This window comes from Glaciecola punicea (assembly GCF_001756615.1).
In the GTDB taxonomy this organism is placed as follows: Bacteria; Pseudomonadota; Gammaproteobacteria; order Enterobacterales; family Alteromonadaceae; genus Glaciecola; species Glaciecola punicea.
Window position 1 is genome coordinate 1 of record NZ_LZXY01000011.1, and the last position, 21,735, is coordinate 21,735.

Genomic DNA, 21,735 nt, shown 5'->3' on the forward strand with positions numbered 1-21,735 from the left:
CTTTTTTGTGCCTGTGAGAAAGAGACAATGTAGAAAGATACCATGTAGCAACATCAACCATGGTCAAAAACACGCCGCTTAAATTTGATGAGGCTATGGAAGCAAAAAGGGATCAAGGATGTCGCACCGTCCCCGCTGTTAAACCTACCAACGGTCGCGCAGTATTTTCAGTGACAAGGGCGGACACTAAAAATCTGCACTTATACACACCGCTTATCAACAACAATCATAAAAGATAGTTGGTACAAAGCTTCCAAATTGTCTGTAATAGTATTATCGATACAATCAAATGATAGAGTAGATGAAAGGCGGCGCAAACATGACGAAAGAGGTGAAAAAAACAATGCCGGAATTACAAAAAAATATACCCGACCATATGTCTGAAGAAATACATTATATTGACGTGCCTTTGCCAAAGCCCGGAAAGTGGGAACAAGTTGCACCAGGGATCTTGTGGCTACGTATGCCATTGCCATTTGCTCTTGATCATATTAATTTATATCTTATTGAAGACACACTAACAGATGGCTACGTTCTAATTGACACCGGTATTGGCACGAATAAAACAAAAGAATTATGGGAGAGTTTATTAGGTGAGCTAATTAAACCGATTACAAAAGTAATCGTGACCCATATGCATCCAGATCACATTGGTATGGCCGGGTATTTAGTTGAAAAATTTCGTGTTCCCTTCTATATGTCTAACTCAGAATACTTTGTTGCAAGGGCACTCACCGCTGGTGCAATGGGCGCAAGTGACTGGCAAGATGACCAATATTTAGTACGCTGCGGTATGTCGACTGACTATGTTGCAATTGCCAAAGAAAACAGGAAATCAAGTAAGGGAATGGGTGCTGTCATTGCGCCTATTCCGCTTCAGTTTGAGCGCTTAGAAGCGGGCAACAGTTTGCTAATTGGAGAGCATAGTTGGAAAGTTATTATCGGCAGAGGACATTCACCAGAGCACGTGTGCCTATATAGTGAGTCACTCAAGGTGTTAATCTCCGGTGATCAGGTGCTACCTAAAATTTCGCCTAATATTGGGGTTTATAGTACAGAGCCTAACGCCAATGCTTTACAGCAATATTTGACGACTTTGCCGCAGTTCCTTCAGCTACCCGGTGACACATTGGTGCTTCCATCTCATAAACAACCATTCTACGGATTACACTGCCGAGTTAACCAACTCTGTAATCATCACCATATGCATTTGGAAAACTTACGCGACTTTTGCAAAACGTCTAAAACAGTAGCAGATTGTTTACCCCTGATGTTCAAACGTAAGCTGGATGACCACAATATGTTTTTTGCCATCGCAGAGGCATTCTCACATCTGAATTATTTATTCTTTGCTGGAGAATGCTCGCGCGAGATTAACCAACAAGGTCACTATGTTTTTACCCTAAATAAAAAACAAGATTAAAACATTCCGCAGCTGCGTCATATTGCACAAGCAAATTGGCGCGAAAGTGTTACATCCACACTGGCTTATCTCTAGCAACAATCAGTAAGGCACGATTGGCCTGTTCTCTGGCCAAGTATTCTGGAATAAGTGGTACTTTGTGGAAGCCTGAGGCCAATACATAGTTTATATCTGCTAAATTATGCGGTCGCATAAATACGCTTTGTTGATATACAACCTGCTGAGTCTTGCCGACGGGAAACACATAATAATTCACCCCAATTAATCCCTTCCTAATATAAATAAAACCTTTTTCAAAATGGTAGCCCCAACGCCACCAGCGTAAATACACTAAGCCAACTAATAAAGTATTGAACATAGAGAGAATGCCCCAGCCAAGAATGGTAGTTTCACTAGATTGAATTACCACTGCGTTAACCAAAACGAGTATAGGCATAATGGGGAAAGCTAGAATGCGAATAATTAACCGTTTTGAAATACGGGTAAAGACAATACTATCAAAACGTTTAACATTAAATGCATCTTGAATTAATGCTGCTGATTCAGTGATCGTAACTGACGGCACAATAAGCTTACTTGCATTATTTATATTACCTGCCTGTCCACCGCCAACGGGCATACTCATGTTTTGTTCAAAGCGAAGATTTGTACGTTGAATAATTAGGTCAAGCCAGTCTTGCTGCTGAACAGCGACTTGAATTCTGCTAAGTCGCATACTGACTTCATGCTTAGTTAAGAGACCACTTCGGCGTATGTACCTGTCTCCTAAGCGGCTTAATTTATATTTATAAAATACAAATATCGAACCAATTACCGAGAACGAAACAACAACTAACATAACTAGCATTACGAGTGACAATACGTGTAATATAAATAAGCCAACACTGAGACTTTCGTAATCTAGATACGCCATTAAATCAATGCCAACACTTTCTAAGGCAAGGCCAATGTTCTCTCCAATAGCATTGTAGAAGGGCGCTAAAAAGCCCAAAAATATCCATACTCGGTTATTCGATATACCATGGATTACCAGATCCATCAGCGAGCGTTCGTTCAGCAATGTTTCCTTATCTTGATGCACTTCAACGCAGCCCGACTCTTTATTTAAAGTATTTGCAGGTTCATTAGTTTTTATCTGCAGTATCATCTGCTTGAAGCTCTCAGCTAGATGCAGGGGTAGTGCAACAATTTTTGCTTCCTGCTGAGCAGAGCCTGCAGTATCTAATTCAATAAACGAATATTGATTAAAGCGATAATAGAAGGGTTGAATCACCTTAACATTTTGTATCTTTTTAAACGGTAGGTCTAAATGTGACTTTTTAAATACACCCTGTTTAATTTCAACGCGCTCGTCAGTAAACTTGTAGAGGTAAAACCAATACTTAGCGATGCTGTTTATCAGAATTAGCGTAAAGAAAGCAATAAGCCCTAATGCAAGATACACTGGGTTTTCTTTGATCGTTGAATAGCCGGCTGCAAAAGCAGGAAGTGTATAAATAAGCACGCCACTTACTAATCCATATACTGTTTTAGTAAAGAAATACAAAATAGCCAAAGGCGACACACGTGACCATTCTTGTGTGTGTGTGCGAGTTAAGTTCGCGTCTATCTCAGGTTGAGTTAGCAAGGGCTGTGTTTCGTTATTGGATTTAATATGCTCATTTTGCCTTGTTTCAGACATCGGCAGCTAAATCCTTATGATCAAGAATAAATTGACGCAGCGACACAGCGTCTTTATAAACGAGACCTGGAATATTAAATGTATGAGATACGCCGCCAGCGCTAAATACCTGTAGTGTAGCAAGGCCAGCCTGCCGCTCTATAGGCCCACGTCTAATTTCGATGTGCTGAATCCGTAAGATGGGCTGGCTGACTAAGCTTCTAAAGATTAGACCCGATTGATAATTAAGATCGTGTTCACGCAGAGCATATTGTATGAGTGGGTCGGCAAAAACGTGATAAATTAAGTTGCGCAGTGTATTAATAGCGATAAAAACGTAGCCGCCAATAACGTAAGGGCGCGCATTTTCGGGTAAATCAAAGATAATACCACTTGTGAAAAGTGTCAAAATTATGGCAAGTAAAGCACCAAAACACGCCCCCCAAATTAGATTTATCTGACGATACTTAGGGGATATAGGCGTCATTGCCATAGTTGCCGTATTTATTTCAGTAACAGACAACGTTTTATTAGTAAATTCAGGTTCTACAGTAAAATTAGACGGGGTTTCAGACAAAACAAAGTATCCTTTAAATGAGCACGACGCTATCGTGGGTAAAGCGCAGACTATCAAATACGTCAATGCGCTTAATTATGACCAACTTCGATACAATAAGGTCCTACCGCTTTAGCCTTATACAACGAGGTGTGGCTCGTTTTACAGTATCCACGAGCGCTTAATTGGTTAAAATAGGCCGCTCACCAAAGTTACGTCGTTGCACAATATCACCTATCTTTGTCGTATTTTATATAAATTTGTCATTTAAGTTTATACACGTGCACCATTTTCTGTAACAATAAATATAGATAAATTAACGAATAAGTGAATTAAAAATTGGACTCGTTAAAGTCTTTACATACATTTTCGCTTCACGCGCGCTGCCGCAGGATTATAAATATTGAATCGTCACGAGAGTTAATAAGCACAATTAGGGCTTTAATAAACGAAGGCGATGACACAAAATACCTGATGTTAGGTGAAGGTAGTAATACAGTATTTATTGATGACTATCCACAATTGGTGCTGCTAAACCGAATTAAAGGTATACTCGTGAATGAAAATAAAAGCGAATACTTACTCACCGTAGGAGCGGGTGAAAATTGGCATAGATTAGTCGAGTTTTGCATACAACGTAATATTGGTGGTTTTGAAAATTTGGCCCTTATTCCAGGCACTGTTGGTGCATCGCCTATTCAAAATATAGGCGCTTATGGTGTCGAAATAGAAAGGTTTATTGATAAAGTTGAGTTTTTAGACACCGAGTCGCTCACCCTATGTAGCTTTAATAAAGAGCAGTGCAATTTTGGCTATCGTGACAGTATTTTCAAACAGCAGGCTCATAATCAACGTATAATAACGCGCGTTTTTTACCGCTTACCTAAAGTGTATAAACTTGAAACGAGTTACGGCTCATTGCTGCACCTGGTATTACCTAGCGCCGAGAAGGTGTTTAATGAAGTTATTGCTATCAGAAAAAGTAAGCTACCCGATCCTGCAAAACTAGGCAATGCTGGGAGTTTTTTTAAAAACCCAGTAATTGATAATAACCATCTTAATAGGCTTTTAAATATCCACAATGATATGCCGAGTTTCCGAGTAAATGAACATCAGGTAAAAATCCCGGCAGCATGGCTTATTGATAAATTGGGGTTTAGAGGAAAAAAAATTGGCAATATTGCCTGTCATGAAAATCAAGCGCTTGTGCTGGTTAATATGGGAGAAGGAGAAGGTAAAGACTTACTGACGCTAGCGCGTCAAATTCGTGACTCGGTATACAAAACCTTTGATATTGAGCTAGACAATGAGGTGCGGCTAATTGGGAAACATGGACTTGTCACGTTATGAAAAAATCACAGGCGCAAAATAAACAAGCGCTTCGCACTCAATTGCTAAATAAATTAAACGATGGCCATTTCCACCTTGGTGAAGATCTAGCTAGTGAACTAGCGCTCAGCCGCAGTGCAATTTCCGAGCAAATAAAAGCACTGAATAAGCTTGGCCTCGATATCTGCAGTATTAAAGGGCGCGGATACAAGCTAACCAATCATATTGAGCTGTTGTCGCACAGCCAAATTCAAGCTGCATTGCCGGCGTCAAGTCAAGGTAATGCCTTTTTGATACAGATTGAGAATTTGGTTAGTTCAACTAACGATATTGTAAAAGCAAAATCGCACAGTGTACCCTATGTCGATTCTGGCTATTGTTGTTTAGCTGAAGCACAAAGTGCAGGCCGCGGCAGGCGCGGACGAAATTGGGTTTCGCCCTATGCCAGTAGCTTATACTTAAGCATGCTGTGGCGATTTACCGGTGGCCACCAAGCGATGACCGGGCTTAGTTTGATGGTGGGGGTAATCATTAATGAAACACTGCAATCGTTAGAGGTATTGAACTGTCAGTTAAAATGGCCAAACGATGTGTACCATGAACAGAAAAAACTAGCGGGCGTTTTAATTGAGGTTGAGGGACAAGTAGGGGCCACTACATCGGCTATCATTGGCATAGGCATTAATATAAATTTGCCCGCTAATGTGCAAGGAATAAATCAAGCTTTCACTGATCTATCCAGTATAACTAAAAAACCTATTAGCAAAAATCAATTAGCCGCTGCCCTTATTCATAAGCTTTGGCAGAATTTACCTATATTTGAGGCACACGGTATGGCGCCTTTTATGGCAAGATGGAAAGACTGCGATTTATATTACAAAAAACACATAACGATAGTTGCTGGTGATAAAATTATCACGGGCACAGGCAATGGTATTGACAATACTGGCGCACTTTTGCTTGATATTAACGGCAGTATAAAAGCTTTTCATGGCGGAGAAATTAGTGTTAGACAGGCCTAGTTTATTGCTCGATATTGGCAACAGCAGTATTAAGTATGCTTGGTATACTTTTCCTGAAGAAATTGCCGATTTACGCATATTTAGAACATCGCTAGACAGTATTGAAGCCTTACTTGAGCAGGCTGCAAACTGTTGGTTATGCAGCGTAGTAAATGAAGAAACAAGCCTTTTTATTGCAGCGCTGTGTGGCAAAGCAAAAATTCCTTTTCACCAAACGCGCACTCAAGCAGTACAGTTTGATATTTCAAATGCTTACGCACAGCCGCAAAATATGGGCGCTGATCGCTGGATGGTGATTTTAGCAGGCGCGGCACTTCGTGATAGGGGAGAGCAAACTAATTTTATCGTGATAGACGCAGGCACTGCTATAACCTGTGACTTTGTGGTTGCCAACAAACACTTAGGTGGTTGGATAGCGCCAGGACTTTCTATGGCTCGCACCGCAGTGGTTAGCCAAACTAAAAGAGTATTTGACCAAGGTCAGCTATTGGACACATTAACACTAGGTAATGACACGCCTATATGTGTTGCACAAGGTGCTCTTGCACAACTCAGCGGAATGTTATTGCAAGCATGCAACATCATGCAATCGTATTGTTCAAAATACGAGCTGTATATAAGTGGAGGAGATGCAAGAGTGCTGATCAGTACATTGGCAAAATCAGAAAATAATAGCGCGTGCGTGAATATAAATTATGTTGAAAATTTAGTGTTAATTGGGCTGGCCAAAATTGCACATCAAAATATGGCTAAAAATGATTAAAATAATGGCAAATATAGAAGCTTTTACGAGCAAGCAAACATTAATCGTAAAAAAATCTATTTATTTACCAAAAGACACTTGCGCATCATTAATCATTGCTCTAGAATCCGCACCCACTTGATGTAGTGCCGACTTAGCTCAGTTGGTAGAGCAACTGACTTGTAATCAGTAGGTCACCAGTTCGATTCCGGTAGTCGGCACCATCAATCTCTGGAGGGTTACCCAAGCGGTCAACGGGATCAGACTGTAAATCTGACGGCTCAGCCTTCGCAGGTTCGAATCCTGCACCCTCCACCACCTTTTTGAAAAAAAGTTGGTCAGAGAAACTTCGGGAATGCGAGCATCGTATAATGGCTATTACCTCAGCCTTCCAAGCTGATGATGCGGGTTCGATTCCCGCTGCTCGCTCCACGATGCTGATATGGCTCAGTTGGTAGAGCGCACCCTTGGTAAGGGTGAGGTCGGCAGTTCGAATCTGCCTATCAGCACCATTCTTTGACTACTTTTTTTAATATTAACTTTGCTGGGAAAAGACAATGGCAAAAGCAAAATTTGAACGTAAAAAACCGCATGTTAACGTTGGCACAATTGGCCACGTTGACCACGGTAAAACAACGCTAACTGCGGCTATCAGTACAGTTCTAGCAAAAACATACGGTGGCTCTGCCTCAGCGTTTGACCAAATTGATAACGCACCAGAAGAGCGCGAGCGCGGTATTACTATTAATACCTCACACGTCGAATATGACACGCCTAACCGTCATTATGCACACGTTGATTGTCCTGGTCACGCCGATTATGTAAAAAACATGATCACCGGTGCTGCGCAAATGGACGGTGGCATATTAGTAGTGGCTGCTACCGACGGTCCTATGCCACAAACACGTGAGCATATTTTACTAGGTCGTCAAGTTGGTATTCCATATATGATTGTCTTCATGAACAAATGTGACATGGTAGACGACGAAGAATTACTAGAGCTAGTAGAAATGGAAGTGCGTGAGCTTCTTAGTGAATATGATTTTCCAGGTGATGATTTACCGGTAATTCAAGGCTCAGCACTCAAAGCCCTTGAAGGCGATGAAAAGTGGGAAGCTAAAATTCTTGAACTAGCAGATGCGCTAGACAACTACATTCCAGAGCCAAAGCGTGACGTTGACAAGCCATTTATTCTGCCAATAGAAGATGTGTTCTCAATTTCAGGCCGTGGTACGGTTGTAACAGGTCGTATTGAACAAGGTATTGTTAAAGTAGGCGAAGAAGTTGAAATAATCGGTATAAAAGATACGGTTAAAACAACGTGTACAGGCGTTGAGATGTTCCGTAAATTGCTTGACGAAGGTCGTGCCGGCGAGAACGTGGGTATATTATTACGTGGTACTAAGCGTGAAGATGTTGAACGTGGTCAAGTACTTGCCAAGCCTGGTTCAATTAAGCCACACACCAAGTTTGAAGCTGAAGTGTATATCTTAAGCAAAGACGAAGGTGGCCGTCATACGCCATTCTTTAAAGGTTACCGCCCACAGTTTTATTTCCGTACGACTGACGTAACAGGGGCTGTAGAGCTTCCTGAAGGCGTAGAAATGGTAATGCCTGGTGATAACCTTAAATTCGTAGTAGAGCTAATTGCTCCAATCGCGATGGATGAAGGCTTACGCTTTGCAATCCGTGAAGGTGGCCGTACTGTAGGCGCCGGTGTTGTTGCTAAAATACTGTAGTAAATACTAAAAATGCAAAGAGGTCGCTTAGTTAAGCGGCTTTTTTTATGCCCAAAATTTAGTGCTAATAACACGGGTGTACATTTGTATTGTCCGAATGTCCGAATGTCTGAATGTCCTAGAAAGTCTTGCATTGCTCAATTGTCGGAATCAAAGATCTACGCCATCAATAGATTTGGTAAGTTTAAGGGTTCTACGTCAGAAATTATTAGACATCATGAACAAAAGGTTCGGGCTACACTGTCCAGTAATTTTTTATTGTACTTTATTTTATTTGTGGCCTGTTTCACGTTTTTATAGGTGTGACTCACAGTGTCACATAACAAGTAAATTGAAGACACACCCTGTGACGCATAGCATCTAGTTGAACGGATAATGCAGCTACTCTTCATCTCATCGCGCTTAGTAATCATTTGTGTGCTTTCATGACTAACGATAAAGTGTCTTTATTAAATGATAGCCAAACTTTGTTTTCACCGGCCCATGTACAGTCAATATATCTTTTTTAAAGACGACATCATCAAACGCTTTTACCATTTGCCCGCGACGAAACTCACCCAAATCACCGCCTTTTTTGCCTGAGGGACATACTGAATGACGCTTGGCTAGAGTGGAAAAGTCTTTGCCTTTATTAAGTTGAATAAGTAGCTCGTTCGCTTCTTTTTCAGTTTTTACTAAAATATGTAAAGCACATGCGGTTGCCATAATATTGGTCTCATAATGATGTAAGTAGCAATACATTAATGTTGCTGTAAACTTTGGTATTACACAATGTATAAATATTCAATACGCGTATAAAGAGAGGGTAGGTAATGACAAATCTTGCTTAAATTTCACTTGTGTAATGTGTACTAGACGACCAATTACACGAAACACTTCAAATTTTAGCATTATAAATTACAGTAGTAAGCATTTAGGCAGAGTCGTTCAAAGTCGTTCACACAATATGAATGTACTTGCCTATGTGAGCACCAAGGCCACATTATTTTATGGCAAGGCCCTTAATAACAAATAATAGTGAACAAAAAATTATCTTTTAGGCATAGATGGTAACTGGAAAATGAGTCAACTCAACACAATTAGTTTTAAAAACGAATGGGTAAGTCCTTCAAAAATAGTCTGCATAGGTCGAAATTACCTTGATCACATAACAGAGTTAGGCAATCAAATCCCCTTTGAGCCTGTCATATTTTTAAAGCCCAACTCGGCTATCAGTGAAGACTTGAATAGCAAAAATCAAGATGAAATTCATTACGAAGGAGAGCTTTGCTTTATCATTAAAAATGGGGAAATTGCAGGACTAGGGTTTGGACTTGATTTAACCAAACGTAAATTACAGTCTCAGTTAAAAGAAAAAGGTCTGCCTTGGGAGCGGGCAAAAGCATTTGACGGCTCTGCGGTGTTTAGTGCCTTCGTAGAACTCCCCGCAGATATCAGCAATGTAACATTTGCATTAAGCGTCAATGAGCACCTCGTTCAGCAAGGGCGCGTTAAATTGATGATGAATACGCCATACTGCCTTGTTGAAAATATAAGCGCATTTATGAGTTTGGTCGATAACGATATTATTATGACAGGAACACCAAGCGGGGTCGGTAAAGTTGAAAAAGGACAGATTTTCTTAGGTGAGGTTTTCGATGGCACTCAAGGTCTTATTTCAAAACAATGGACAGTACTGTCATAACTATAATATTGTGGTCTGGTATTTGATTGCCGCACGTATAAAACAATAAAATACGCAAGCCCAACATGAGACACGCTATTATCCCTATGAGAGCAATTGAAATATTTTGGATATTCCTAAAATTAGGACTCACCAGCTTTGGCGGGCCCGTGGCGCATCTAGCCTATTTTAGGCAGGCGTTTGTGGAAAATAGAAACTGGTTCAGCGAAGCGCAATATGCGCATTTGCTGACCATTTGCCAAACTATTCCAGGCCCTGCGAGCAGTCAAGTGGGGTTTGCTATTGGCCTTCTTAGAGGTGGCTGGCTTGGGGCTACCTTGGCTTTTATTGGTTTCACCTTGCCTTCGGTTTTGCTGCTGCTTTTATTTGCTAATAGCTTAAGTTTACTCGATTCATGGGTAGGCCAAGCAAGTTTACACGGCCTAGCAATATTGACCTTCATTGTTGTGCTACAGGCCGTTATTGGCATGAGTAAACAGCTGCTAACAGTGCCTCTATCGTGGATAATCGCTGTAGTCATGTTTTGTGTAGTGTTGTTAACTAGCGCGCTATTATGGCAAGTGATGGCTTTAATGCTGTGTGCAATAGTCAGCAGCGGGCTATTAAAAAAAGACACGCAAGAAAACCATTCAGACGCACCGATGTTTTCTTCTTTTCCTCACAAGTTTACGTTAACCACAACATGGCTTGCTGCAGGCTTGTTTGTTGGCTTGTTTATCGTGCTAATTGGAAACCCATTTAACTTTACTCAATACTTATACGCGCAAGCACCGGCTTACTATGCCTCGGGCGCGATGGTGTTTGGCGGTGGGCATGTTGTGCTGCCGTTCTTAGAGCAAACTACGGTAGCCCAAGGATTGGTTAGCCAAGAGGTGTTTTTAGCAGGCTATGGTGCAACTCAGGCTGTTCCCGGCCCTATGTTCTCGTTCGCTGCCTATTTGGGCTATATGGGTGAATTGCATCAACAGCTTGTTAATGGTGGTGATACAAATGTAAGCAATGCAGTCCTTGCCGCTTTGCTGGCGACCCTTTTTGTCTTCTTACCCGGCTTTTTGCTAGTAAGTGCCATTTTGCCTATTTCGCAGAAGTTGTTTGCCTATGCTTTTGTAAGACGGGCCTTTGTAGGCGCTAATGCTGCGGTAGTTGGTTTGTTAGCTGCAACCCTATACGATCCTATTTTCACGCATGCTATACAAAGCAATCACGATGTGGTCATCGCCGGCATCGGGTTCATAGCACTTAGCCGTTTTAAAGCACCGGTATTGGTCATTGTTTGTTTATGCATTATTGTAAAAGTGCTGTTTGTTTCAATGTCGATGTAAACGCTTATTGCTGAAATGTTATTTAGCGCATTCCCAAATATCCCATCGGGAAAGCCGAACGAAGAAACAATATAAACAATATTTTCATTGAGGGTATAAGTTTGTAAACTCTTATGCATATTTGAAGTATAATTCAAATAACGCTTTACAATAAGAAACACCCTAAAACGACAATAAAATAAAGGATACGACTCAATATGAATTTTAAAAAAACCGCTGTTGCATTAGCTTTATTTGGCTTTACGAGCGCCAGTATTGCGCAAGCTACCTTTAGTTTTGTGGCGCAAAGCGATATGAAAGCGCCCAGTCACGTTGTGTTTGTAGACGACCTAGAAAACCTAGATGGCGCCGCAGCAAGGCTAAACACAGCCTCTGAAGGTCAACTGCTTAAGTTACTTGCGCTGAACGATTTTGAAACAAAGCTTGGTCACGTGCAGCATTTGCAAATGGTAGCGGGTTTGGGGTCGCTGCTGGTTATTGGCAGTAAGGATGACAACGGAATAAGCGCCTCTGAGCTTCAAGATTTAGGCGGCATAATTGCCTCGTCGTTGTATTCTACTACCAAAACGGTTGACGTGGCGGTTCATATTGACAACTTAACACTAACAGACACTACTCTTTTTACGCCTAGTGCGCTTATTGCTAGCGGCTATCATATGCGTGACTACAGTTTTGACAAATATAAAACAAAGAAAGATGAAGGCAAGTCTACCGTTACCTTAGTCACTCAAAATGCAGAAATGGCGGAAAACCATTATCAAAACGATTTAAAATATGTGGCACAAGGCATCCATATGGCACGCGATATTGCCACAGAGCCGGGCAACAATATGTACCCGGAAGTATTTGCAGACAAAATAAAGGCTGCATTTAGCGGCATTGACAACGTAAAAGTAAAAGTACTTGACGTAAGAGACATGGAAAAGTACAACATGGGCGCATTGCTTGGCGTGGGTAAAGGCTCGGTTCATGATCCTCGCTTGGTCATCATTGAGTATTTAGGCGGTGATAAAAACACGGCGCCAATTGCGCTTGCAGGGAAAGGCATTACCTTTGATACCGGCGGCATAAGTTTAAAAGATAACGATGGTATGTGGGCTATGAAGTCAGATTTAGCCGGCGCATCAGCCGTTGCTGGCACTATGCATGCGATTGCTAATAGAGGTGAAAAAATTAACGTTATTGGTATTATGGCAATGGCTGAAAATATGCCCGGTGCTAGCGCAATAAGACCAGGCGATGTGCTTGACACAATGAAAGGCACTACCATAGAGATAATGAGCACCGACGCCGAAGGCCGTCTGGTATTGGCAGACGCCGTTTATTACGTGCAGCAAGAATATAAGCCAAGTATGCTGTTAAACATTGCTACATTGACAGGCTCAGCAGCGCGAGCGCTAAGCGATGAATACGCGGCAGTGATAACACGCGATTTTGAGTTGTCTACGCAAATGATGGAAGTGGGCAAGCGTTCGGGAGAGCATGTATGGCCCTTACCGCTTCACGCTAATCATTTTGAACAGATAAAGTCGCCTATCGCCGATATTAAAAATTCAGGCGCAGGCAACCCTGGTGCGAGTATAGCCGCTGCTGTTATTGCCACATTCGTGGATGAGTCACTGCCATGGGTACACTTAGACATAGCAGGAGTTGATTGGCTAAGTGAGGATATTGACGTTTCGCCCAAAGGCAGTCAAGGTTGGGGCGTACGCTTTATGGATCAAGTTGTTAGAGAGCAGGTAAAGTAAGGCTTACACAAACGCGCGAATTATTGCAAAGCCTGCTAAGGTGAACGGCACCGACACCACGGTGCTTATTGCAATAATTTGCGCAGCAAGTTCATGATTCCCACCAATTTTACGCGCCATGACATAGCTTGCCGCCGCGGTTGGACTAATAGCCATTAAAAACACAATCATAAGAGCCATTCCCTCAACGCCCGCTAACACCGCGACCGCGACAATAACAATAGGGTACACGACGCACTTAACCGTAATACTGAATAGGCTGGCAAGACCATTTTGACGCATAGTCGAGAAACGCAGTGCGGCACCTGTGCATAAAAGTGCTAAGGGCAGTGTGAGTTGGGCAAAATATTGAATACTGTTAGTTGCAATTTGCGGTAGTTTAACAGCTAGGATAGAGGCCAATAGTCCTGCCACAATAGACAATATAATAGGATTGGTCACAATGTCTTTGGCTATTTTTGTGTAAGAGCTTTGTTTATCTTGATATACGTTAAGCACAGCAACCGACAGCAAATTATACAAAATAGTGAGGCCGCCCAAGTACACAGAGCCATAGGCTAAACCTTCACTTCCGTAAGCGTTAGCGCAATATGCCAAGCCAATTATGCCCATATTAGAGCGAAACGAACCTTGAATGACGACGCCACGATCTTGCTTGTTCTTAATAAGCAAAGACGTTGTTAGCAGCATGGCTACAAACACCAGTAAGGTGCCGGCCATACCAGCGCCGATGACGGTGAAATTAGCAAGTTGCCCCACAGAGCTAGTGCTAATGGTGCTAAATAATAATGCGGGCAGTGCGAAGTTAAAGACTAAACGCGAGGCTTTTTCGACAAAAGCGTCGTCTAAGGTGCCGTATCTGTGAAGCCCATAGCCAAACGCTATCATTACTATTACTGGCCCAATTACTGATACGGCAAAGCTTACGAAATTTAAATTAGGCTGCAAGGGCTTTATGCCTGTTGGTTAATAATTAAAGGTTGTCTATATACTTTAATATACTACCAAATGCACGCGATCCATTCTTCTGAATTTGTTTATCAAAGTATAGTGGACCAATTAAGAAGGTGCTTATCCTGCCTTTTGAAATCCATTTCGCGTGGGTTTTGCCGTCAACTTCAGATAAGTGCACTTCGCCTAAGTGATGATCGTAGGGAAGTGGTTTTGAAAATATAATCTTATAGCCTAAAACCGCTTTTTTTGTCTCTTGATCCGATTTGCTGCTCGCAGGCTCATAACGCACAATTTCTTCGTGAAGCGTGCCAATAGCCGCTACTACTTCGCGTACTGCCCCCAAGCCGTTTTTATGCTCTGTGCCTTCTTTAAGTAAACTAGATTTATCGACCCCTTTGAACTGGGAATAATTTGCGTGGTCACTTATTAGCTCAAACACCTGCTCTATAGGCTTATTAATAATACGTTCTACAGAAATATTGAACATTAGTTACTTCTCTCTTTTTTTAGGTGACTGTTATCTAAGCGCACGTCTTAGTATTTTACCCACTGTTGACTTGGGCAGCTCATCTATCACATTAAATTCTTTGGGTACTTTATAAGGGGTTAAAAATTCGCGGCAGTGCTGGCTAAGTTCTTTGTCACTTACCGGAGCATTAACCGTTATATAAGCGCAAACACGCTCTTGAGAATGCTCGTCAGGCTTGCCAACCACCGCCGCCTCTAGCACATTAGGGTGTCTACTTAACACATCTTCAACCTCATTAGGATATACATTAAAACCAGACACAATTATAAGATCTTTTAAGCGATCTACAATTTTAATACAGCCGTCGGGTAAGCGCACGCCAACATCACCGGTTTTAAAATAGCCATTAGCAGTCATTACTTTTGCGGTTTCATCGTCGCGCTGCCAATATCCGCGCATTACCTGCGGGCCTTTAACCGCGATTTGGCCCTCTTGTCCATCGACGACTGGTGCATCGTTGGTGTCTAGTAACTGAATGTCGGTTTGGTCTAAAGGTAGGCCGACGCTGCCTATTACTTCTTTACCGGGTATATTAAACGCCACAACCGGTGCTGTTTCAGACAGTCCATACCCCTCGGTAACTGAACAGCCCGTGGTTTTTTCCCAAAGCTGGGCCGCTGACTGCGTTAAGGCAGTACCGCCTGACATGGTCAGTCGCAGCGTTGAAAAATCAAGTTTTACAAAGTCTGGCTGGTGGCACAAGCCCATAAATAGTGTGTTAATGCCTGCAAACGCCGTAAATTTGTGAGGTTTGAGCGTTTCCACAAAACCATCCATATCACGCGGATTAGGTATTAGCACATTTAGTGCACCTTTAGCGAAAAAAGTCATCATGCATACCGTAAATGCATAGATATGATAAAGCGGTAGCGGACAAATAACGACCTCTTCACCGTCTATTAAGCGTGTACCAAGCCGGTTTAAGGTTTGAATGCTGTTAGCAAGTACGTTTTTATGGCTTAGCTCAGCGCCTTTCGATACGCCGGTAGTGCCGCCTGTATATTGAAGAATGCATGGATCTTCTAAGCTAGCTGATGCTCTGTGTATGCTAAGCACTGTGGGCACTTTGGCAAATATTTCTGCATAGCAAGGGTATTCAAGCCCACTAATTTCTTTGTTATCTAGCAATTGCGCTGCACTCGTCACAATTACGGTGTCGATATTAACGGCGCCGGCGATAGCTTCATACTTGGGTAAGAGGTCGGTTAATATTACGAGCGCGGTGGTGCCAGAGTCGTTAAATTGATGCTGCATTTCAGTTGGGGTATATAAGGGATTGGTGTTTACCACGATAAGCCCCGCGCGCAGCGCTCCATATACCGCGATTGGATGCTGAATTAAATTAGGCAGTTGAATCGCAATTCTATCACCGGGTTTCAAGTCGGTATGGTGCTGAAGATAGTTAGCAAAGCGTGCCGATAAGTCATTCATTTCGGCGAAGGTTTTAGTTTGGCCTAATGCATTGTAACAAGGACGTTGCGCATACTTTTCAAATGTCTCTTCTATATAATCGGCTAAGCTATAAATGTGGCTAGGGATTAGATTGCCTTTAGTAAACGTGGGTTGGCTTATATGCATAGTATCCTCTGTAAGGGCTGTTAAATATATGGCTTAGTGTGCGAACTAACGTAGCAATATACTAATATGCGCACCAATTTAACACTTTTTTTACACATTGGAGTTATTACACTTATGATGAATGTGCTATTGATTTGATGAATAATTCGTTTACTGGCGCATTATCACCAGCAACGAGGCTAAGCCGCCTTAGTTTGGGGTCGGCGAAGTCGCATAAAACATAAGCCGCCAAGTAAACCTGCGCCAATTTGCAATATAATGCCGAAAAGAGAGCGAGCGCCCGCCAGCAAAGTAACGCCCAAAATTGGCTGCATGCCCACTAGAATGGCCGCCATTGTAAAGCCACCCGCCACAACATACAGGTAAGGCGAAGTGGCGCGAGTGTGCTTGCGTATTGTTTTAGCAATCAAAAAGGCAATGACCAAGCCTATTGTAATGATCACGCCATAGCTTGGTAACAAGCCAAGCAAATCTTGCCACGACATATATATCCGCTGCGACCACGTAATATCAATGTCTATGTTGCTTAGTGCTAACAGCACCATTTGGGTTTGTAATAAGCACGCACTAATAATGGTTACTAATGCGGCGAGTAAGAAATGCTGGAGTAGAACAAGTTTTTTCATAAAAGTCTTAGTGGTAGAAAACATTTTGCGTGATAACATAATTCGCTATAGTAGTGTTTTTTTATCGTCAGAGGCAAGTGTAGAATGAAATTTGATGGAACATACAAATCAATGCGATTACCACAACGTAAACTCGCTTTATTTTTGCGCCCGCCGTGGATTAATATCGCACTTACTTTGGCTACCTTACTAACGTGCTATGTCGCTAATGCTAGCAGTACGAAAAACGTTGTTGATGATACGCTTAGTTTATCCCCCATCATTATAGATCTATCGGCATCTTGGGCCATCAACGTTGGCCCCGATAATTTGCTATATGTTACTCATCGCTCAGGCCTGTTATCTACGTATTCGCTGTCAGGTGAGTTATTAACAAAGATTGATTTGCAGCTTAATGACCTTTATTACGCGGGTCAAGGTGGATTATCAGCCATTGCTTTTCACCCAAATTTTGATCGCCAGCCTTGGATTTATTTATCATATTCTTATGGTAGTAAAACCGCTAACGGTTTAAAAGTAATTCGCGTTTTGTTAAAAAACGCAAAGCCTGAAAGTGAACAGTTGGCAAACCCTAGCACGCCAAGAGCCCTTAACATCGACGGCGTTGCCGTATCTGAAACTATTTTTGAACAAGCCGATTTGCGCAGCACCGCCGCACACTATGGCGCGCGGCTAGCTTTTATGGCCGACAACAGTCTACTTATTAGCACCGGCGACGGTTTTGACTACCGCGAGCACGCACAAAAAAGAACATCCGATATGGGTAAAATACTGCGCCTGACCGACACGGGTGAGGCGCATGCTGGTAACCCTTTTATGTCGGGGGATACGTTTTCCCAAAGAGCCGTGTACAGTTTTGGGCATCGTAATCCACAGGGTTTAATTGTGCTTTCTGATCAGCAAATTGTTGCGCACGAACACGGTCCTGCAGGCGGCGACGAGATTAATCTTATCAATAGTGGCGTAAACTATGGTTGGCCTGTCATAACGCAGGGTAAAGATTACATTGGTAGTTTAATTAGCCCTTTTACCGAGTATGACAATATGGAGCAGCCTGCTTTTAACTGGACGCCCTCGATTGCGCCGTCAGGAATGATTTTTTATAACAGCGAAGTAATTCCTGACTTTAGCAATCGTTTACTACTTACATCACTCAAATATCAACAGCTACATTCGCTCGTATTAAATAACGAAAGTGTGACAGATGAGCGCATCTTTTTTGCAAACAGTGGCTACAGAATGCGCGATATTACTATGTCAAAAGACGGCCGAGTCTTTATCTTGGCCGACGGTGATATGGCCTCTGTATTTGAAGTCGTGATGCAATAGTGGTATCGCATCACTTTGGTGAATGCTAGGTATAATCGCTTGATTGCTCAATCCTATTCATCTTCTGGGTATAAATGGTATACTTGCGCCTATCCCAAAATTCTCATTACATAGCGATGCTATGGCAATTTAAAACGTGGCTAGCCCACATTAGAGGACGTAAAACGTGTTAGAAGATTATCGTAAGCATGTTGCCGAACGTGCGCAGCAAAATATTCCGCCAAAGCCGTTAAATCCAGAGCAAGTTGCTGGTTTAATCAAACTTTTAAAAAATCCGCCTGCAGGCGAAGAAGAGTTTCTAGTTGAATTGCTAGCCGAGCGTGTGCCTCCCGGTGTAGATGAAGCGGCATACGTAAAAGCCGGATTTTTAAGTGCTATTGCTAAGGGTGAAGAGATCTGTATTTTGATTAGTAAAGAGTCGGCGGTGCAACTTCTTGGCAATATGCACGGTGGTTATAACATTACGACGTTAGTCGAGCTGCTTGACGACAGCGACTTAGTTGAACTAGCGGCAGAAGAATTAAAGCACACACTATTAATGTTTGACGCCTTTCATGATGTTGAGGAAAAACACAAAGCGGGCAACAAGTACGCGACTGAAATCATGCATTCATGGGCTGAAGCAGAATGGTTTACAGGACGAGAAGACTTACCTGAAAAAATAACCGCGACCGTTTATAAAGTTACCGGTGAAATTAATACTGACGATTTATCACCCGCACCCGACGCATGGTCTCGTCCCGACATTCCTTTACACGCTCGCGCTATGTTTAAGATGCGTCGCGATGGCCTTGAACCTGAAATACAGGGTGAAGTAGGTCCGTTGGCACAAATTCATGAAATGAAAGAAAAAGGTCACCCGGTTGTATTTGTAGGTGATGTAGTAGGAACAGGTTCCTCGCGTAAATCAGCCACCAACTCGGTTTTGTGGTTCTTCGGCGAAGACTTGCCGGGCGTGCCTAATAAACGTGGCGGCGGCATTTGTATTGGCGCCAAAGTAGCGCCTATCTTCTTCAACACAATGGAAGACGCCGGAGCATTAGTGTTTGAAGCCGACGTAGAAAAAATGAACATGGGCGACACCATCGACATTTATCCACTTGAGGGCATTATCAAAAATACTGACAGCGGTGAAGTTATCGCACAATATAGCTATAAGTCAAAAGTGCTGCTTGATGAAGTGCGTGCCGGTGGCCGTATCAACCTAATTATTGGGCGAGGCCTAACGCAAAAAGCATGCGAATCATTGGGACTTGGCGTTAGCGATATATTCCGTGTACCAGAAGTGCCTACCGCCACCAATGCAGGTTTTACGCTTGCTCAAAAAATGGTTGGAAAAGCCTGTGGTGTCCACGGTATGCGCCCTGGTACTTACTGCGAACCTAAAATGACCACGGTCGGCTCACAAGATACAACCGGGCCGATGACCCGCGATGAGCTAAAAGATTTAGCTTGTTTAGGATTTTCAGCCGATTTAACCATGCAGTCGTTTTGCCACACCGCGGCGTATCCGAAGCCTGTTGATATTGAAACACAACATACACTACCCGACTTCATGATGAACCGGGGTGGTGTTTCATTGCGCCCAGGCGACGGTATTATCCATTCGTGGTTAAATCGTATGCTACTGCCTGACACCGTGGGCACCGGCGGTGATTCACATACGCGTTTCCCCATGGGTATCTCGTTCCCGGCAGGTTCTGGCTTGGTCGCATTTGCTGCCGCGACAGGTGTAATGCCGCTAGATATGCCTGAATCTATACTGGTGCGCTTTAAAGGCAAAATGAAGGCAGGCATAACTCTGCGCGATTTGGTGCATGCAATACCGCTTTATGGCATTAAAAATGGCTTATTAACGGTGGCTAAAAAAGGTAAAGTAAACGCATTTTCTGGCCGTATACTAGAGATTGAAGGTTTAGAAGATCTAACCGTAGAACAAGCCTTTGAGCTGTCAGACGCCTCGGCCGAGCGCTCAGCGGCAGGATGTACCATCAAAATGTCAAAAGAGTCTATTGGCGAATACTTGAAATCTAACATTACCATGCTACGTTGGATGATCAACGAAGGCTACGGTGACGCACGTACGATTGAACGTCGCGCCCTTAAAATGGAAGAGTGGTTGGCTAACCCAGTATTGATGGAAGCTGATAAAGACGCTGAATATGCGGAAATATTAGAGATAGATTTAGCTGATATCGACGAGCCTATTCTGTGCTGTCCTAACGATCCTGACGACGCTAAAAGCTTGTCTGATGTAGCCGGTAACAAAATAGATGAGGTCTTTATTGGTTCATGCATGACTAATATAGGCCACTTCAGAGCCGCAGGTAAGCTACTTGAACAATTCAACGGCACCTTACCTACGCGCCTGTGGATTTCACCACCCACTAAAATGGACAAAGCGCAGCTTATGGAAGAGGGCTACTACAATATATATGGCCGCGCTGGCGTTAGAACCGAAATGCCAGGCTGTTCACTGTGTATGGGTAACCAAGCGCGCGTATTAGCGGGTGCTACTGTATTGTCTACTTCAACACGTAACTTCCCAAATCGCCTAGGTGACGGTGCTGATGTATACTTGTGTTCAGCTGAAATTGCTGCGGTTGGCGCAATCTTAGGTAAAATTCCTAGTAAGGAAGAGTACATGGATTATGCTAACAAGATTGACTCGATGAGCTCTGAGGTTTTCCGTTATTTGAACTTTGATCGTATGGAATCATTTAAAAAAGCGGAAGAAGAAGCGAAAGCGAATATCATTCCTACTTTAAACCTTGCCTAGGGATGGCATTGTCTCAGCTACGCTAATGTAGTGAAGTCAGAGTCTTAACTAGCAAACAAAAGCCGAGTTTAGTATATTCACTGCTCGGCTTTTTTGTGCAAGGAATTATCATGTCAGCTAGACCTTCATCAGCATTTTTACTCGTATTAGCATTATTGTGTCTATTAAGCCTTATGTCATGCGCAAAGCCTAGCAGCGTTGCTGATAAGGCAAGCCAAGAAAATCAAACACTGGCAAATATTTCGCAAAACAATGAGCCTGCTGATTTTGATGCAATGAGCGATGAAGAAGCTGACGCCTGGTTTGCTGCTAAAGCTGGCGATGGCAAAATTCCCTTGACGATTGGGGCAACAAAGATTCAGGTTGAATATGCTGATACAGCGCAAAAGCGTCAGTTAGGCTTAATGTTTAGAAGACAGCTTTGTGAAGATTGCGGAATGTTATTTAAATTCGACAGCCCTCGAACTGGCAGTATTTGGATGAAAAACACCTACATTGAACTAGATCTTGCCTACATTGACGAGCAAGGCACAATAGTCGATATTGAACAGCTCCAAGCCCACAACCTCACGCCGGTGAAATCGTCATCAGTGGTGCTATATGCGCTTGAAATGAACCAAGGCTGGTTTGCTAAGCAAGACATAAGAGTGGGTGATATAGTCGCAATGCTGCCGTAATACTTTTTGCATAGTAAAAAGAGGTGCTTTAACACAGT

Annotated in this window: 18 protein-coding genes and 4 tRNA genes; 15 read left to right on the forward strand and 7 right to left on the reverse strand. The window is 42.7% G+C overall.

Annotated features, from left to right (window positions below; translation table 11 throughout):
- Window positions 1-343: 343 nt before the first annotated feature.
- A complete protein-coding gene (locus BAE46_RS11910; protein WP_070113010.1) occupies window positions 344-1,423 on the forward strand; it encodes an MBL fold metallo-hydrolase in 1,080 nt (359 codons plus the stop codon).
- A gap of 49 nt (window positions 1,424-1,472) precedes the next feature.
- Here the strand turns inward: BAE46_RS11910 and BAE46_RS11915 are convergent, their stop codons facing one another.
- Together BAE46_RS11915 and BAE46_RS11920 are read right to left on the reverse strand one after the other, a co-directional pair.
- A complete protein-coding gene (locus BAE46_RS11915; RefSeq protein ID WP_070112964.1) occupies window positions 1,473-3,104 on the reverse strand; it encodes a PH domain-containing protein in 1,632 nt (543 codons plus the stop codon).
- Window positions 3,097-3,660: a PH domain-containing protein gene (locus BAE46_RS11920; protein ID WP_083256870.1), complete on the reverse strand. Its 564-nt coding sequence runs from the start codon at window positions 3,658-3,660 to the stop codon at window positions 3,097-3,099. The genes BAE46_RS11915 and BAE46_RS11920 overlap by 8 nt, the downstream gene beginning before the upstream one ends.
- Before the next feature lie 318 nt (window positions 3,661-3,978).
- Here BAE46_RS11920 and murB point away from each other — a divergent pair, with 318 nt between their 5' ends.
- From murB to tuf, 8 genes are all read left to right on the forward strand, one after another.
- Complete coding sequence (gene murB, locus BAE46_RS11925) at window positions 3,979-4,989, forward strand: UDP-N-acetylmuramate dehydrogenase (protein WP_070112966.1); 1,011 nt, start codon at window positions 3,979-3,981, stop codon at window positions 4,987-4,989.
- On the forward strand, window positions 4,986-5,990 hold the full coding sequence (gene birA, locus BAE46_RS11930; RefSeq protein WP_006007827.1) for a bifunctional biotin--[acetyl-CoA-carboxylase] ligase/biotin operon repressor BirA: 1,005 nt from the start codon (window positions 4,986-4,988) through the stop codon (window positions 5,988-5,990). The genes murB and birA overlap by 4 nt, the downstream gene beginning before the upstream one ends.
- The gene (locus BAE46_RS11935) at window positions 5,959-6,753 is read left to right on the forward strand and encodes a type III pantothenate kinase (protein WP_040521235.1); all 795 of its coding nucleotides are present in this window, start codon (window positions 5,959-5,961) and stop codon (window positions 6,751-6,753) included. The genes birA and BAE46_RS11935 overlap by 32 nt, the downstream gene beginning before the upstream one ends.
- Window positions 6,754-6,880: 127 nt before the next feature.
- Window positions 6,881-6,956: transfer RNA gene (locus BAE46_RS11940), tRNA-Thr, on the forward strand.
- 9 nt (window positions 6,957-6,965) lie between these two features.
- A tRNA-Tyr gene (locus tag BAE46_RS11945) sits at window positions 6,966-7,050 on the forward strand.
- 39 nt (window positions 7,051-7,089) lie between these two features.
- Window positions 7,090-7,164 (forward strand) — tRNA-Gly (locus BAE46_RS11950).
- Between the two features lie 4 nt (window positions 7,165-7,168).
- Window positions 7,169-7,244, forward strand: a tRNA-Thr gene (locus tag BAE46_RS11955).
- A gap of 45 nt (window positions 7,245-7,289) precedes the next feature.
- On the forward strand, window positions 7,290-8,471 hold the full coding sequence (gene tuf, locus BAE46_RS11960) for an elongation factor Tu (RefSeq protein WP_070112967.1): 1,182 nt from the start codon (window positions 7,290-7,292) through the stop codon (window positions 8,469-8,471).
- Window positions 8,472-8,900: 429 nt separating this feature from the next.
- Here the strand turns inward: tuf and ppiC are convergent, their stop codons facing one another.
- A complete protein-coding gene (gene ppiC / locus BAE46_RS11965) occupies window positions 8,901-9,176 on the reverse strand; it encodes a peptidylprolyl isomerase PpiC (RefSeq protein ID WP_006006356.1) in 276 nt (91 codons plus the stop codon).
- Between the two features lie 355 nt (window positions 9,177-9,531).
- Here ppiC and BAE46_RS11970 point away from each other — a divergent pair, with 355 nt between their 5' ends.
- The 3 genes from BAE46_RS11970 to BAE46_RS11980 all read left to right on the forward strand — a co-directional run bounded on the left by BAE46_RS11970 (window position 9,532) and on the right by BAE46_RS11980 (window position 13,225).
- Window positions 9,532-10,155: a fumarylacetoacetate hydrolase family protein gene (locus tag BAE46_RS11970; protein ID WP_006006354.1), complete on the forward strand. Its 624-nt coding sequence runs from the start codon at window positions 9,532-9,534 to the stop codon at window positions 10,153-10,155.
- A gap of 65 nt (window positions 10,156-10,220) precedes the next feature.
- On the forward strand, window positions 10,221-11,477 hold the full coding sequence (gene chrA / locus BAE46_RS11975; RefSeq protein ID WP_040520924.1) for a chromate efflux transporter: 1,257 nt from the start codon (window positions 10,221-10,223) through the stop codon (window positions 11,475-11,477).
- Window positions 11,478-11,674: 197 nt separating this feature from the next.
- Window positions 11,675-13,225 carry a leucyl aminopeptidase family protein gene (locus BAE46_RS11980; RefSeq protein ID WP_070112969.1) on the forward strand — a complete coding sequence of 517 codons (1,551 nt, stop codon included), beginning with the start codon at window positions 11,675-11,677 and terminating at the stop codon, window positions 13,223-13,225.
- A gap of 3 nt (window positions 13,226-13,228) precedes the next feature.
- On the opposite strand, the gene BAE46_RS11985 is transcribed toward BAE46_RS11980, so the two are convergent.
- The 4 genes from BAE46_RS11985 to BAE46_RS12000 form a co-directional block, all read right to left on the reverse strand.
- Window positions 13,229-14,173, reverse strand: a complete 945-nt coding sequence (locus BAE46_RS11985) for an AEC family transporter (RefSeq protein ID WP_006006348.1) — start codon at window positions 14,171-14,173, stop codon at window positions 13,229-13,231.
- Between the two features lie 25 nt (window positions 14,174-14,198).
- Entirely contained in the window at window positions 14,199-14,666 is a 468-nt protein-coding gene (locus BAE46_RS11990; protein WP_006006346.1) for an SRPBCC family protein, read from the reverse strand.
- 30 nt (window positions 14,667-14,696) lie between these two features.
- Window positions 14,697-16,286 carry an AMP-binding protein gene (locus tag BAE46_RS11995; protein ID WP_006006344.1) on the reverse strand — a complete coding sequence of 530 codons (1,590 nt, stop codon included), beginning with the start codon at window positions 16,284-16,286 and terminating at the stop codon, window positions 14,697-14,699.
- A gap of 179 nt (window positions 16,287-16,465) precedes the next feature.
- Window positions 16,466-16,912 carry a hypothetical protein gene (locus BAE46_RS12000; protein WP_141567277.1) on the reverse strand — a complete coding sequence of 149 codons (447 nt, stop codon included), beginning with the start codon at window positions 16,910-16,912 and terminating at the stop codon, window positions 16,466-16,468.
- Between the two features lie 111 nt (window positions 16,913-17,023).
- Here BAE46_RS12000 and BAE46_RS12005 point away from each other — a divergent pair, with 111 nt between their 5' ends.
- The 3 genes from BAE46_RS12005 to BAE46_RS12015 all read left to right on the forward strand — a co-directional run bounded on the left by BAE46_RS12005 (window position 17,024) and on the right by BAE46_RS12015 (window position 21,697).
- Window positions 17,024-18,241, forward strand: coding sequence for a PQQ-dependent sugar dehydrogenase (locus tag BAE46_RS12005; RefSeq protein WP_070112970.1), 1,218 nt, complete (start codon window positions 17,024-17,026; stop codon window positions 18,239-18,241).
- A 166-nt stretch (window positions 18,242-18,407) separates the two neighbouring features.
- Complete coding sequence (gene acnB / locus BAE46_RS12010; protein ID WP_006006340.1) at window positions 18,408-21,020, forward strand: bifunctional aconitate hydratase 2/2-methylisocitrate dehydratase; 2,613 nt, start codon at window positions 18,408-18,410, stop codon at window positions 21,018-21,020.
- A gap of 110 nt (window positions 21,021-21,130) precedes the next feature.
- A complete protein-coding gene (locus BAE46_RS12015; protein ID WP_006006338.1) occupies window positions 21,131-21,697 on the forward strand; it encodes a DUF192 domain-containing protein in 567 nt (188 codons plus the stop codon).
- The last annotated feature ends 38 nt before the right edge of the window (window positions 21,698-21,735 follow it).

Coding starts and splice junctions, on each gene's coding strand:
- BAE46_RS11910 (WP_070113010.1), top strand. CDS start 344: ATGCCGGAATTACAAAAAAATATACCCGACCATATGTCTGAAGAAATA.
- BAE46_RS11915 (WP_070112964.1), bottom strand. CDS start 3,104: ATGTCTGAAACAAGGCAAAATGAGCATATTAAATCCAATAACGAAACA.
- birA (WP_006007827.1), top strand. CDS start 4,986: ATGAAAAAATCACAGGCGCAAAATAAACAAGCGCTTCGCACTCAATTG.
- BAE46_RS11935 (WP_040521235.1), top strand. CDS start 5,959: ATGGCGGAGAAATTAGTGTTAGACAGGCCTAGTTTATTGCTCGATATT.
- tuf (WP_070112967.1), top strand. CDS start 7,290: ATGGCAAAAGCAAAATTTGAACGTAAAAAACCGCATGTTAACGTTGGC.
- ppiC (WP_006006356.1), bottom strand. CDS start 9,176: ATGGCAACCGCATGTGCTTTACATATTTTAGTAAAAACTGAAAAAGAA.
- BAE46_RS11970 (WP_006006354.1), top strand. CDS start 9,532: ATGAGTCAACTCAACACAATTAGTTTTAAAAACGAATGGGTAAGTCCT.
- chrA (WP_040520924.1), top strand. CDS start 10,221: ATGAGACACGCTATTATCCCTATGAGAGCAATTGAAATATTTTGGATA.
- BAE46_RS11980 (WP_070112969.1), top strand. CDS start 11,675: ATGAATTTTAAAAAAACCGCTGTTGCATTAGCTTTATTTGGCTTTACG.
- BAE46_RS11990 (WP_006006346.1), bottom strand. CDS start 14,666: ATGTTCAATATTTCTGTAGAACGTATTATTAATAAGCCTATAGAGCAG.
- BAE46_RS11995 (WP_006006344.1), bottom strand. CDS start 16,286: ATGCATATAAGCCAACCCACGTTTACTAAAGGCAATCTAATCCCTAGC.
- BAE46_RS12000 (WP_141567277.1), bottom strand. CDS start 16,912: ATGAAAAAACTTGTTCTACTCCAGCATTTCTTACTCGCCGCATTAGTA.
- BAE46_RS12005 (WP_070112970.1), top strand. CDS start 17,024: ATGCGATTACCACAACGTAAACTCGCTTTATTTTTGCGCCCGCCGTGG.
- BAE46_RS12015 (WP_006006338.1), top strand. CDS start 21,131: ATGTCAGCTAGACCTTCATCAGCATTTTTACTCGTATTAGCATTATTG.